The organism is Shewanella japonica, from assembly GCF_002075795.1.
Taxonomy (GTDB): Bacteria; Pseudomonadota; Gammaproteobacteria; order Enterobacterales; family Shewanellaceae; genus Shewanella; species Shewanella japonica.
Genome location: NZ_CP020472.1, coordinates 3,047,692 through 3,060,573 on the forward strand (window position 1 = coordinate 3,047,692; position 12,882 = coordinate 3,060,573).

The 12,882-nt window shown below is 39.0% G+C and carries 13 protein-coding genes; 1 reads left to right on the forward strand and 12 read right to left on the reverse strand.

The genetic code is table 11. The annotated features are described in order from the left end of the window. Positions 1 to 208 precede the first annotated feature (208 nt). The 4 genes from SJ2017_RS13000 to SJ2017_RS13015 all read right to left on the reverse strand — a co-directional run bounded on the left by SJ2017_RS13000 (position 209) and on the right by SJ2017_RS13015 (position 2,749). The gene (locus tag SJ2017_RS13000) at positions 209 to 460 is read right to left on the reverse strand and encodes a helix-turn-helix transcriptional regulator (RefSeq protein ID WP_225442255.1); all 252 of its coding nucleotides are present in this window, start codon (positions 458 to 460) and stop codon (positions 209 to 211) included. Then, positions 453 to 950 (reverse strand): hypothetical protein, encoded by a 498-nt coding sequence (locus SJ2017_RS13005; RefSeq protein ID WP_080916040.1) that lies wholly within the window; start codon positions 948 to 950, stop codon positions 453 to 455. Before SJ2017_RS13005 ends, SJ2017_RS13000 begins: the two co-directional genes overlap by 8 nt. A 394-nt stretch (positions 951 to 1,344) precedes the next feature. Next, positions 1,345 to 1,992: a hypothetical protein gene (locus tag SJ2017_RS13010; RefSeq protein ID WP_080916041.1), complete on the reverse strand. Its 648-nt coding sequence runs from the start codon at positions 1,990 to 1,992 to the stop codon at positions 1,345 to 1,347. A gap of 208 nt (positions 1,993 to 2,200) precedes the next feature. Beyond that, the gene (locus tag SJ2017_RS13015; protein ID WP_167692923.1) at positions 2,201 to 2,749 is read right to left on the reverse strand and encodes an outer membrane beta-barrel protein; all 549 of its coding nucleotides are present in this window, start codon (positions 2,747 to 2,749) and stop codon (positions 2,201 to 2,203) included. Positions 2,750 to 2,882: 133 nt separating this feature from the next. Between SJ2017_RS13015 and SJ2017_RS13020 the strand changes: the two genes are divergently transcribed. Then, complete coding sequence (locus SJ2017_RS13020; protein WP_080916043.1) at positions 2,883 to 4,580, forward strand: SgrR family transcriptional regulator; 1,698 nt, start codon at positions 2,883 to 2,885, stop codon at positions 4,578 to 4,580. A gap of 183 nt (positions 4,581 to 4,763) precedes the next feature. On the opposite strand, the gene SJ2017_RS13025 is transcribed toward SJ2017_RS13020, so the two are convergent. The 8 genes from SJ2017_RS13025 to SJ2017_RS13060 form a co-directional block, all read right to left on the reverse strand. Continuing rightward, on the reverse strand, positions 4,764 to 5,351 hold the full coding sequence (locus SJ2017_RS13025) for a hypothetical protein (protein WP_080916044.1): 588 nt from the start codon (positions 5,349 to 5,351) through the stop codon (positions 4,764 to 4,766). Between the two features lie 106 nt (positions 5,352 to 5,457). Beyond that, positions 5,458 to 6,012: a GNAT family N-acetyltransferase gene (locus tag SJ2017_RS13030; RefSeq protein WP_080916045.1), complete on the reverse strand. Its 555-nt coding sequence runs from the start codon at positions 6,010 to 6,012 to the stop codon at positions 5,458 to 5,460. Between the two features lie 345 nt (positions 6,013 to 6,357). Beyond that, on the reverse strand, positions 6,358 to 6,687 hold the full coding sequence (locus SJ2017_RS13035; protein WP_055024650.1) for a YbaB/EbfC family nucleoid-associated protein: 330 nt from the start codon (positions 6,685 to 6,687) through the stop codon (positions 6,358 to 6,360). A 130-nt stretch (positions 6,688 to 6,817) separates the two neighbouring features. After that, positions 6,818 to 9,622 carry a DNA polymerase III subunit gamma/tau gene (gene dnaX, locus SJ2017_RS13040; protein ID WP_080916046.1) on the reverse strand — a complete coding sequence of 935 codons (2,805 nt, stop codon included), beginning with the start codon at positions 9,620 to 9,622 and terminating at the stop codon, positions 6,818 to 6,820. 248 nt (positions 9,623 to 9,870) lie between these two features. Continuing rightward, a complete protein-coding gene (apt, locus tag SJ2017_RS13045; RefSeq protein WP_055024652.1) occupies positions 9,871 to 10,422 on the reverse strand; it encodes an adenine phosphoribosyltransferase in 552 nt (183 codons plus the stop codon). A 159-nt stretch (positions 10,423 to 10,581) separates the two neighbouring features. Further along, positions 10,582 to 10,947 carry a YbaN family protein gene (locus tag SJ2017_RS13050; RefSeq protein ID WP_065110571.1) on the reverse strand — a complete coding sequence of 122 codons (366 nt, stop codon included), beginning with the start codon at positions 10,945 to 10,947 and terminating at the stop codon, positions 10,582 to 10,584. A gap of 346 nt (positions 10,948 to 11,293) precedes the next feature. Continuing rightward, positions 11,294 to 12,043 (reverse strand): HvfC family RiPP maturation protein, encoded by a 750-nt coding sequence (locus tag SJ2017_RS13055; RefSeq protein ID WP_080916047.1) that lies wholly within the window; start codon positions 12,041 to 12,043, stop codon positions 11,294 to 11,296. Beyond that, positions 12,043 to 12,882: an HvfB family MNIO-type RiPP peptide maturase gene (locus tag SJ2017_RS13060; protein WP_055024655.1), complete on the reverse strand. Its 840-nt coding sequence runs from the start codon at positions 12,880 to 12,882 to the stop codon at positions 12,043 to 12,045. Before SJ2017_RS13060 ends, SJ2017_RS13055 begins: the two co-directional genes overlap by 1 nt.

Consider the following 12,882-nt stretch of genomic DNA (forward strand, 5'->3'; position numbering starts at 1 on the left):
TGAATGGGTGATTATTATCGTAAGCGATAAAGATTGCAAAGAGTATCTGAGCCCAAAGCGCGGTTGGGCTTTAAAGCATTGTGAGTCGCTAATACTGAACCAATTATCCTCAACAGATAACCTCAAGCGGCCAGTGGTATAATTTACTACTTTCAAGAAGTTTTAGTCGCTAGCAACAACTCATCATCCTAATAAAACCTACAAACAGCTAGTCTGTTGGTAGGGTATCGTTTGCCGAACGATAGCGAAACACCTCTTCAAGAGGTAAATTAAACACCTCAGCAATCTTGAACGCGACTTCTAATGTCGGCGAATACTTATTTGACTCAATCGCCATTACCGTTTGTCTAGTTACACCGATGAGCTCAGCCAGTTGCTTTTGGGTCATTTCATCATGTAAAAATCGTAATGTACGAATAGAGTTACTGATCCCCATACCATCTTGATCCACTTTACCCATAAATATCTCCTGTGCGGCCTTTATACAATTGCACACCATAATGGGCTAATTCGGCAGTTAAAAATGCCACTAACAAAATGTGTAATGGTAAATGAGGAATCGGCTCAAACAAAATTATTTCAGCTTGTTTTTCTATTCCATATTGAACCATGGCTAAAATAACGCCGGTTTGTAAAATTATCGCCGAGTATTTGTAACCCACTAGGTTTATCTGTTTTTCTCGCACATCCATGGGTTGGTTTAATTCATCATCACTCACAAATGCTAATACAATATAACTCAGTACCATCAACACAACTGAGTAAATAATGATTTCGAGCAATACACCAGATAGCCACACTGTCGAGGCTAATTCTTCAGCACTGGCATAGTACATCCGGCTTAAGTAAATATAAAAAATATAGCCCGTTACAAGTAAATCAACCGATAAAGTCACTTCCCTAAAGCTGGTTTCTTGCAACCATTGATATAAATTCTGTTTGTTGACCATGTTAACCTCACCTCACTCCATGTAAAAGATATTTAACTCGCAGTTAATTTATGCTTACTTACCATCCATGTCAAATATTTTTAACCTCAAGTTAGCTTTTTAGTACTTTAGTATGTGTATCAACCCACTTGGTCAAGCTTATGCCTCTTATCAAAACCAGTTCTTCACATCACAGCTCGTCAATTATCATTTTAGACAACATCACCTAGAGGGACGAGCTCAAAATATAAAATACACTTACAAAACAGAACCTTAAAAAAAGATGCAAAGTGTAGCAAAAGAGTTAGCGTAATAAATTTAAAGCTGTTGTGACGAGTCAATAAAAGGATTATTTGGGGATTAACGAGAGAAGTAACGGTAGGATTAATCGCAAGGACTTCTATTTAAACAAGGCTTACCAATTCACGTTAAGCTGATGAACGGCTTTATCTGAATAGGCTATCACATCAGCATAACCAGAATTTTGTGAAACATATAAACGAGTAACATGATATTGATATGCTGAACCCCGTTGGGTTTGCGCTAATTTAATGGCCTTTTTAGCTGACTCACCATTGACCATTTCACTAGCTCCTAAAAAAGTAACAAGCAGACCGATAACACCTAGTAAATAAGCTGATTTGGGTTGAGTTGTTTTATAGTTGGCCTTGACCAAAAGTTGCAAAGACTCCTGAGAAGATAGCTGACAGTATATCCAAATAAAAACTGCAACAAGCAAAGCAGCAACACATATTGGTCCAATCACTGTCAGTGGGCTGAATTTCATTAACGCTATAAGTAAAGCAGGCGGAGTCGTAAATAAAGTGTCAAACGATATTCCAACAATCAGTACTGAGATAAAAATACTCAACCAACGTAGTGTTTGAACCGTTTTAAGGCTACCTCGAAGTAGCAATACTCCTGAAATAACCCCAAAAATGGTAAAGCTTGAGGCATAATTAGTTTGATTGATAATGCAAAAAATCATTACCGCAATATCAATCAAACCCAGTAAGAGTAATAACGCTGCAGCCTTTTTAAAAGGATGAATATTTTCTTCCATGAACAAACTCTTATACTATTTATTGGTTAAGCGTTTTATTTAATCAATTAACATGAGGTAAATTGACCCAATAAACACGACATTAAAACTCTAGATCTACACACTATAACCAAGCTATTAAGCAGTTACTAATATTAATACTTTCAATTACTAACAATTAATCGTCGTTAGTGATATTGAGCGAACTTCAGTATGAGTCCAAACCAAGTTAGAATCGATAACCCACATCAAGCATCCATTGGCCAGATTTAAAGCCGCTCGTTTCTTCTGAATAGCCAATGCTAGTCATAAAATGTTGACCAAACTCCCCTTTTACGCCGGCTGAAGCAACAAAACTATTATCGGTCTCGTTATTGCCTGCAGTTGATAATTTATCCCAAGACCAACCCGCTGTGACATAAGGTTTTAACACAACTGAGTTTGTTACATGATAAGGGATACCATAACCGATACTCGCCTGATATCGATCTAAATCTACTGTCGTTGTATTAAGCGCCCCATCTTTAGGATCAACGCTAGAATAATCATCTTTTGAGGTTGAACTTATCCTAAAATCAGTGAATAAATTGTCTTTTAATGACGGAACCAATACTCCTTGTGAGTACACTGAGTAACCGTCTAAAGTCTCACCATGGACAGAGTCAGTCGAATAACCTGCACCAACGGTTATACCTGAAAAGAAATCCCCTAGGGTTCCTGCTTGGCTTAAACCTGAAACTAACGCAAGTGTTAAAGCTAATAAAGTTAATTTTTTCATCATTATCTCCCCAAAAATGTGTCTAGGTTCAGTATTGAATATACCGAGCAAAAAAAAGAGGTAGAGGTTAATTTTAGCTTTTCACCTTTTAAGGTCTGGACTACTATGAATCTAATAAGTCATAGATAGAAAGATGAATAATTCGATGGATAATTCTGCCACGACAATACAGTTACAACGACTCAATCAATTAGAGACTCGGTTTGGGCGAAATGTAAATAATGTAGATAAGTTTGAACTTGCAGAAGCGTTAATATGCTCAACTCGAAATGTAACAAACATAATGAAAAGCTTGTCTGCATTAGGATGGATAACTTGGAACCCTGGACGAGGTAGGGGTAATAAATCAAGCTTTTCGATTGTGCACTCTTTTGAAGAGTTACTCATCGCACGGTTAAAAAACATGTGCCAACACGGCAGTTTAAATCAAGCTTTTCAATACGCTGAAACGTTTCACTACCAGCATACTTTCAAACAACATCTTTCCCAGTGGCTTAAAACAAACCCAGAAGAGATTGAACGTTCAGATGAACTTATCTCACTGGTTAATTACTCCTTACCAGCATGCCACCCAATTAAAATGACTGATTTGAATGCTGGTCTTTATGTCAACGCGCTATTTGATACTTTAATCAACTATCACCCTGAAACAGCATCTTTTACCCCTAGTTTAGCTCACCAGTTTACTAAAACAGCTAAGGGTTATGCCTTTAGAGTCAGACCCGATGTATATTTTCATAATGGTGTATTGCTCACTCCTGAATATATCAAAAGTCATTTATTAACACTTAAAAGACATGCCCCTTTGCACGCTTATTTATTCGAAAGTATCAAAAACATTCAGGTGAATAAAAGATGGGTAGAAGTTGAATTGTTATTCGATGACCCGTTATTTCTTCATGGATTATCTGATATCCACAGCGCAGTCTTTTTAGAAGATGACAAGCATCCTGACTTTCCTATTGGTACTGGTAGTTATTGCTGGGAATCCAGAAATGATGAGCATTGGTCGCTTAGTAAAAATGAACATTATTTTGGTGTAAATGGCATTCTTAAGCGTGCTGACTTTTGGACAAATAAAGATATCAGCACACATAATATGAGCCATGTTATAGAGCAAGAAAGTACACTGCAAACAATACCTCAATCACCCTTGTTTACTCATTCAAAACTAGCAGGTTGCTATGCATTGTGCTTGAGCCATCGACTGCCCCTCAACACGAGAAAGGCATTAATCCCATTGGTGTTACAACAGGCTAACTCTATTCACCCTGAACTGCCGTTATGCCAAACGCTTTTCGGTAATATTGCTATTAATGTCAAAAACAATCATGACAACGAAAACAACCAAGTCCATGCAGCAAAAAGAAATACCCCCTCAAATTCAGAAACTGAAATCATTACAGGAACAATTGCTTTTTGGGACTCAAATTCAGAAGTATCAACTTTTATTCAAGAATCTTTAAAGAGCTTAGGGTTAACACTGTATTTGGTGTCAGATAAAAGCAAAGCTGACATGTGGATCTCAGAATATTTATTTGGCAAAAATACCTTACTTGATCATTATTACTGGTTATTAGTAAGTGATACTGCACAGCATTTATTGCCATCATTACAACGTAAACAATGGCTAGAATGGGCAAAATCGACAAATGATCTAAATGATTATTTATCTGATATAGAAGAGGAATGTAAAACAAATCACTACATTACGCCATTATGGGGAAAATCAATCACATTTAAAACGCATAAATCTCTACGGGGAGAAAAGACTGATTCATTAGGTTTAATGACACTGGCAAATTTATGGTTTGATAAACGTAAACAATAAAATTATGTATCCCTTCACTCTTAATTAATGATAGTAGATTCATGACATTGGAAAAAGATGTAAAAGCTAACAACAACAGCCTTTGAACAGCGCAATACATTAGCCCAGAGCGGTGATTTATTACTTAATGTCAATAATGAGAAAACCAAATTAATTGTTGGACTTGACTAACTGACTAAATCATTACACAGGACATTCAGCTTGTTTCATCTTATAGTCGATAAAGTCCTTATAAGACTTAAAACCGCCCAAGTTTAGCTTTGCATCTGGGTAATTACTTCTAAAAAGTGTATTCATCTCTAAACTCTTAATATACATCTCACAACTTTTTGGCACATTTTTATCGATAATGTAAGTAAACCCCATATGCAAATAAGTGTTTGTTAAATTATCAAACTCTTGTTTTTCTTCGTATATAGCTCGAGACTTATCCAAATACGTGATGGAAGCATTGAACCTATCTTTAAACAATATTGCACCATTATTAAATCCAGTAGTCTCATAATGCTCAGTATATCGCTCTACCGCATACGACCTGAGAAAAATAGCATAAGCGATGTATGCTTCTGCTAGTCCTGAATCGTTTCCTTCTTCTTGATAAATCTCAATAGCCTCTAATATGAGCTTTTGAGCGGGCAATGGTCTTTGTTTAGTGTCAAAAAGCCAATAAGCATCAGTTACTTTTTGCTCTGGATCATTTGTGTGTGGAACTAATGCAGCGGCACAGCCTGCCAGTGAAATGATAGTAAGAAAGACGATAACATTGCGCAATTTTGAATTCCTTGAAAATATCACTCCTCATTAAGAGGAAAAAGTGGTTGATAAAAAGTGAGGTTCGAGCTTAAGCCCTCTTTTATATCAGTTTATGACTGACTTTTTATAAATTCTGAGTATCAGACCTCAACAAAGAAAACACTTTAAGATCATGATAAGCACCTTTCCAAAAACCATGCTGCCTCAGTATGCCATCACATTTAAAACCGAGCTTTTCAAGTAGCACTTCTGATGCTCTATTGCCAATCATCACATAAGCCTCAATTTTATTAACGTGTTTAGGGCATTTTTCTGAAAACGTAAATTCGATGACCTTCCTTACTGATTCAGTAGCATATCCTTTGCCCCAAGAGTTTCTTTTGAACTCGTAACCGATAACAGCAACATGATTACTTTCCTCGAAACGATTAATGCCGCAACCACCAATAAACTTAAATGTTTCTTTATCCCTAATTGCCCACCTAACGGATTTACCTTCTATAAATCCTGCTAAATCTGCATTAATTAAGTTAATAGCTTCTTTCTCGGTAGCAAAAGACAGATCATAGAATTCAGTAACCTCAGGGTCAGAAAACAATTCTAGTATCGACTTGGAGTCATCAATTGATTGCTGATTAAGTACCAATCTATCTGTCTCAATTATTGGAAATATACTCATAGTCCCCTGAAGATTTTACGCCCACATTAAGTAGGCTAAAAGTGCTTGCTATATACATTTAACCCTGACTAGATTGCTTTAAATTATTAAATAAAACAAGACTTAAACCATTTATGAAATATTGATTGTATAAGATTGAATACCTATATTATTAGCTGATGCTGTAAAACTACTAAAAATAACAACACATTTTTTATGTAATTAAATGCGCTGGTTTATCCCAATTAATCACTTAACATGACTTTGGTTAAGCTGATCTATAAACCTAAACAGACCAATTACCCACAAAAAAGCCCAAGTCAATGACTCAGGCTTTCATTTAAACTTAACTAGACTAAAACAGTCTTAGAATGGCATTTTCATTCCTGGCGGTAATTGCATACCACCGGTAACTTCTGCCATTTTAGCTTTTTGGTTTTCTTCGATGCGACGTGCTGCGTCGTTGAATGCTGCAGCAATAAGATCTTCCAACATTTCTTTATCGTCTTCCATTAAGCTTGGGTCAATGTCAACTTTACGAATGTTGTGTGAACCCGTCATGGTGACTTTTACTAAACCTGCACCCGCTTCACCCGTCATTTCGGTTTGTGCGATTTCTTCCTGCATTTTAGCCATTTTGTCTTGCATCATTTGGGCTTGTTTCATTAAGTTGCCCATACCGCCTTTTCCAAACATAGTCTTTTCTCTTAATTAGGTTATTAGCAAGCCGCCAAAGTGGGGCTAATCTTACTGTAAAAAAATAAATTGGCAATAAAACTGCGTTTATTGCAATCAAACTTTTGAAGTTAACAACGCTTTAGTTGATTTATTGTGCAACTAAAGCAGGAATTTGTTGCCCTATTGCTTGTAACTTCTCCGCTGGATACACCAAGGTATCTGGATTTAGCTGTGCAGCTAATCGACTAAACATCCATTGTACGTTGTCATCATTAATTAAAGCGTAATTTGCATTCGCTAATAATTCACGATGAAATCTTTTTCTTAACTCAAGTGGGGTTTCATGCGCTTTATCTACACCAACGGTAATCTCAACCGTGGTCGGCACGCCCATGTGTTCTGTTAATGCAACTTGCAGTTGCTCAATGGCGATGTCCGCTGCTAGATGCTTTTGATCTGGCTTTAACAGTAATGGAATCGGATTACTCAAGCTTTGACAAACTGAGTTAACAGCGAGCTGCCTTACCCTACCACCAATACTGAGTGATGCCATGACTTTATACCAGTGTAAATCAAGTTCATCACCCGATATTTCATGTTCGCCATTGACCGCAAGCGCAGTGGGTTTAGGTATCGATGTCACCAGCTGATTGGTATCGACTTGAGCCACGGCCTCGACAACGCCTAGATTTGGGCTTGAATCATGGCTTTGCAGCTCACCATTGCTAGCTTGCAAATCAGTAACCTGTGCATCAGCAACCACATTTTGTGTATCTTTTATTGCTTGTGCATTGGCCATTGGCGGTTCAATTGCATCTTGTGGTTTATTCCAAGGTGCTTGCTCTTCAATCTGCGCGCCTTTATCTGTAACGTTCGCACTATCAATAACGTCAGTGCTTGCTGAGCTCATACTGTCATTATGATGAGACGCTTGATTGAGTGATTGCTGTTCCGTCTGGCTATTATGTGTTTGCTCTGTATCTTGAGTAGCACGTTGTCCTTCTGCGGCATGATTACTGCGTGGTGCGGGTACCTTAATACTAGGACTCGCTGCCGCCTGTTGCTTTTTTGCTTGCTCTCCTTGACTTGTGAGTGAGTTTAACTCTGCTTTCAAGGAATCATTAGTTGCTAAAACAGCATCCAGTAGCGCATCTAAATCATCGCTGCTTTCAGTACTTTCTGTTGCTTTAGCGGCCTCAACTTGTGAATCATTTGTCGATGCAGCGACAGGCTGATCAGGATGATACGACGCCATATCACCTAGCCCATAGTCAGCATTATTATCGTCACTGTCAGCCTGTGAAAATTGCTCATAAGCATCCATTGGCATCCCATCATCAGATGAATAGGTTGCTTGGGGCTCAGCACTCACTTCTGGCTTATCTGCAGGGACATTTTTCTCTAAAGCTAAAGAGCCTGACTTTGATTGAGGTGGCGTTTGTATGTTTTCGCCCGAATCAATATCAAGCGCCTGCGTCGCCGCTTGTTTATACTCACTCGCTTGCGGTGCATTAGCCGATGACGCTTGCGCTTTCGTTGGTGTGCTTTGCGATAATGATTCAGCTTGTTGACCAAAACCTAAACTGTCCGCTTGGCTTAATAGCAATGCTTGTTCGGCAGCTATCGCTTCATCTGATTGACCTTGATTCGACTCAGTAGACTCAGGCTGAGTAACTGGTTGTAAGTTAGTATCTGTAACCTTGCTGTTAGCTGACTCATTGAGCGTATTACCGGTATTTACGAGTGTATCAACCACTGGCGTAACAGGTTTTACAACATCATGCTTTTGCGCTTCAGCAGCGGTGTTCTGCGCTGAGGGTTCAGGTAATGTAATCTTTGCTGCTTCATCAGTATGCCAACGTTTTACAGGCTTTTCCGGTACAAAGGCTATCGCTCTTAATAGCGCCATTTCAAGCCCTGACTTAGGGTCTGGAGCAAACGATAACTCTTTGCGCCCAGCGAGTAACAGCTGATAATACAACTGCACCTGCTCTGGCGAGAGTTGTTGAGCAAAAGCGAGAATTTGTTCACTATAAAGTGATTGCTGCGCAGCTGCAGGGGCGAATTGGCTTAACGTAATTTGATGGAGTAATTCAAGTAAGCTTCTTAGCACTTCATCAGCGTCAGCTCCAAAGCTGAGCACTTGACTGGTTGTCATCATTAAATGCCCGACGTCGGCATCGCAAAGCGCCTTGAGTAAAGCAAGCACTTGTTGAGTATCAATACTGCCTAACATCGACTGTACTTGCTGATGCATGACTTGGCCGCTACCAAATGCAATGGCTTGGTCGGTTAAGCTAAGTGCATCACGCATACTACCATTAGCCGCTTTAGCCAATAAAGTCAGCGCTTGAGGCTCATACTCAAGCTGCTCTTGAGTTAAAATGAAATCCAGTTGTTGACTGATTTCATCTTGCGACAAGCTTTTTAAATTAAACTGTAAACACCGAGATAAAACGGTGACTGGTAGCTTTTGAGGATCCGTTGTAGCTAATAAGAATTTGACGTGCTCAGGGGGCTCTTCCAAGGTTTTAAGCAAAGCATTAAAACTGCTTCGCGACAACATATGCACTTCATCAATCAAGTAAACTTTGAAACGCCCACGAGATGGTTTGTATTGAACGTTATCCAGTAACTCACGAGTGTCATCGACCTTAGTTCGTGATGCCGCATCGACTTCAATTAAGTCTACAAATCGACCTTGAGCGATTTCAACACAGCTCGAACACACTCCACAAGGTGCTGAGGTCACCCCTTGCTCACAGTTAAGCCCTTTAGCAAATAGTCGAGCTAAACTGGTTTTACCGACACCACGGGTGCCTGTAAATAAATATGCGTGATGTAAGCGCTGCTGAGTTAATGCATTTGTTAGAGCTAATAAGACATGTGACTGCCCTACCATCTCTTCAAATTTTGCAGGCCGCCATTTACGGGCTAACACCTGATAAGACATGGAATTCCCCAAGCTTTAATAAAACGGGTTGAGTAAGCTTCATTTTACCCAAAAATAAATTTAACAATAACATGCAAGTCAATGCTGCGCTATTGATACACAATTTAGCGAGCGGGTTTGCCCAAGAATTACACTAACCATTTCGCTGTATTGACGTTAATCCTGATTTCAGACATAAAAAAGCAGCGCTTGATAACGAATATGCAAGCACTGCCTTGATATAATGACGAGGTCATTGGGTAAATCGATTACTCACCTTCAAACTCACAAAGGGTCAAAATTTCGATACCCAATGCTTCAATGCGTTTTTCGCCACCGATATCAGGCAACGAAATAACAAATGCAGCATGCTCGACTTCACCACCGAGTTCACGAATTAGCTTAACAGTGGCTTCAATTGTGCCACCAGTAGCAAGTAAGTCGTCAACCACAAGCACTTTATCACCAGGCTGAATGGCATCAACATGAATTTCTAAGGTATCTTTTCCGTATTCAAGGTCGTAAGTTTGCGCAATTGTTTTGCGTGGTAGTTTTCCAGGTTTACGAACCGGAACAAAACCAACGCCGAGTTCTAAAGCCAGCGGCGCTCCAAACAAAAAACCACGAGCCTCTGTACCTACAACTTTAGTAAAGCCAAGTGACTTGTAATGCTCAACAAACATCGCAATCGTGGCTTGGTAGGCTTCAGCATTTTCTAATAAGCTGGTGACATCACGGAACATAATGCCCGGAATGGGATAGTCAGGAATGGCTTTAATGCTGTCTTTGATTAACGCTAAACTTGCTGAATTCATAGTCATAATAGATTGTCTATTTAAAAAGGAATGGATTAATAGCCAGTTATTGGTATTTGATTACACTTAAAATGCAAAAATAGTATCTGACATATCACTCGATTGGAGGTGATAGTAAGCATGTTTCAATACAGTTGCAACTCGAGAGCAAAATTCCGGCAACTTTTAATCTAACTCTGGGATCTGCCACAAAAAAAGTAACAGTATACATAACATACAAACTAACATGATTTGCACCCAAAGCAGTGGCACGATGGCGATACTGACCACGAAACTTAGCGTCGTCATAATCATGGCTTTTCGCTTCAAGCGTTTGTTAATTGATCGCTTATTTTGCCAGTCATTGAGCCCTTGAGAAAACCAAGGATGTGTCATCAGCCAATTGTGTAACCTGTCACTTGAGCGAGCAAAGCAATAAGCTGCAAGCAAGATAAATGGTACAGTCGGTAGTAAAGGAACCACAATACCAATCGTTCCCAGCGTGACGCTGGTTAACCCAGTAATTAAAAACAAGCCACGTTTTAGGGGCATAATTCTCCAAACTCAATCAAAAAAACCATTCAATAGAATGGTTTTTAGTTTACCGATGCTATAAAAATACATCGATATCATAACTGAGATCAGCAGTTAAATTAAGCCTGCAAGTCTCAACGCAGAAATAGAAGCTGGTAATGTTGGTAAAAGTAAAACAAGGATAAAACCAATAAAATACAAAATGTTAAATGGGTCTTTAAACGGCTGACTCATGTTATTTGATTCCTAAGAGTTAAGTTGACCACCTACCGGCAGCGTGAAGTAGATCACAAAATCCGCGCCATTGTAAGTAAAAAGGCCTACAATAAAAACCCTAAAAATTTTAAGCCATTTATTATCCTGTTTATCCTCTACTCTCTCGACAAATAATCTGTTTTTCAGCCAACTGTTGTAACATCTGTAAGCAGCCGCTGGCTAAAGTTTCTGAAGTCATTTGCGGGTAGGATTGTTTAAGCCATTCTATTATATCTGAAAAATAACATTGCTCGGCTTGATTAATGTATGCGAGCACTTGCGCTGTTAATGGGTTTAACTGTAAAAAGTTTACCTCATCAGCTTGATCTCGGTATATACAAAAACTATGTGGTAGCTCACTCGGCTCTGTTGGCTGATAGTCAAGACTGATGTGCTGCACATCGTATTGATATTGTGCAATGGTCGCTGTGTCTGACAGAGTGAGCGGCAGCTCGGTAATCATATCTCTAGCGATAGTCACTTGCTTGTCGTTATCAAAGACAGCCGAAATATAAAGCTCTAACCACTCATAATGGGCCAACTCCACCATAAACGGCGGATCGTAATCTTTTGCTTGATAATCCGTTTGTAAAAAAGCGATAAATTCTTGTGAAATTTCAACAAACAAAGGTGTCTTACAGTCAAAACTAACAAAAAACTCTTGGATTAATTTAAGCCAAGCATCATCAGTGTATAACGATTTAAGAACAGGAAAAGCACTCGATACGAACCCATTAATGTTATTAAAAAACAATTCCCGATAAACCGTCATCCGTTCAAGGCTTATTCCTTCAGGCAAGGGTTTACTGGGGTCGCGAATGTAATCCATAAACTCATATTGAGTATCAATAAAGCTCATTAGGCACTCCTTGACTTAGCCTGTAATAATGCCTGTTGTTGGTATTGATGAATCTGATTAATTTCAATCAATAACTCTGGCGTTTCAGGAATATTAAAATCTCGCTCTAACAAGGTAGGAAACACGCCATGCTGCTGATAGCTTTGCTGTAATAATTTCCACACAGGGTCTATAACATCTGCACCATGAGTGTCGACCATCAGGTCTGATGATTCTTCGTAATGCCCTGCTATGTGCATATATTCAATACGTTCAGTTGGCATAGAAGCTAAAAACTCAGCCGCATCATATTGATGGTTAATTGAATTAACGTAAATATTATTTACATCAAGCAGTAATTTACAATCAGCTTCAGCTAATACCGCATTCACAAAGGTTTGTTCATTCATCTGCGCACCAGGCGCTGCATAAAAAGACACATTTTCAAGAATAAATGGGCGCTCGAGAATGTCTTCAACTTGTTTTATACGTTTAGCGACGTAAGTGACTGCTTCATCAGTAAACGGAATTGGCATCAAGTCATACATGTGACCCGTACCGGAACAGTAGCTTAAATGTTCAGAATAAATAGAGATCTGATGTAAATCGAGAAACGCTTTTATTTGTTTAACAAATTCAGTATCAAGCTCTTCAGGGCTGCCAATTGACAAGGACAAACCATGGCAAAAGAAATCATGCTGCTCAGTGAGTTGCCTAAACTGTTTGCCAAACTTTCCTCCCAGAGTCATCCAGTTTTCTGGCGCCACTTCAAAGAAGTTAATCTCATCTGGCACTTGCTGACAAAACTCATCAAGCATCTCTCGGCGTAAACCCAGTCCAACTTTTGCTTGCTCTGCCAT

What these genes read in the sequence shown, in the direction of transcription:
- SJ2017_RS13050 (WP_065110571.1), bottom strand. Translation starts at nt 10,947, where the DNA reads ATGCCCCTAAAACGTGGCTTGTTTTTAATTACTGGGTTAACCAGCGTC.
- SJ2017_RS13000 (WP_225442255.1), bottom strand. Translation starts at nt 460, where the DNA reads ATGGGTAAAGTGGATCAAGATGGTATGGGGATCAGTAACTCTATTCGT.
- SJ2017_RS13020 (WP_080916043.1), top strand. Translation starts at nt 2,883, where the DNA reads ATGAATAATTCGATGGATAATTCTGCCACGACAATACAGTTACAACGA.
- SJ2017_RS13060 (WP_055024655.1), bottom strand. Translation starts at nt 12,882, where the DNA reads ATGGCAGAGCAAGCAAAAGTTGGACTGGGTTTACGCCGAGAGATGCTT.
- SJ2017_RS13030 (WP_080916045.1), bottom strand. Translation starts at nt 6,012, where the DNA reads ATGAGTATATTTCCAATAATTGAGACAGATAGATTGGTACTTAATCAG.
- SJ2017_RS13055 (WP_080916047.1), bottom strand. Translation starts at nt 12,043, where the DNA reads ATGAGCTTTATTGATACTCAATATGAGTTTATGGATTACATTCGCGAC.
- dnaX (WP_080916046.1), bottom strand. Translation starts at nt 9,622, where the DNA reads ATGTCTTATCAGGTGTTAGCCCGTAAATGGCGGCCTGCAAAATTTGAA.
- SJ2017_RS13015 (WP_167692923.1), bottom strand. Translation starts at nt 2,749, where the DNA reads ATGAAAAAATTAACTTTATTAGCTTTAACACTTGCGTTAGTTTCAGGT.
- SJ2017_RS13010 (WP_080916041.1), bottom strand. Translation starts at nt 1,992, where the DNA reads ATGGAAGAAAATATTCATCCTTTTAAAAAGGCTGCAGCGTTATTACTC.
- SJ2017_RS13035 (WP_055024650.1), bottom strand. Translation starts at nt 6,687, where the DNA reads ATGTTTGGAAAAGGCGGTATGGGCAACTTAATGAAACAAGCCCAAATG.
- SJ2017_RS13005 (WP_080916040.1), bottom strand. Translation starts at nt 950, where the DNA reads ATGGTCAACAAACAGAATTTATATCAATGGTTGCAAGAAACCAGCTTT.
- apt (WP_055024652.1), bottom strand. Translation starts at nt 10,422, where the DNA reads ATGACTATGAATTCAGCAAGTTTAGCGTTAATCAAAGACAGCATTAAA.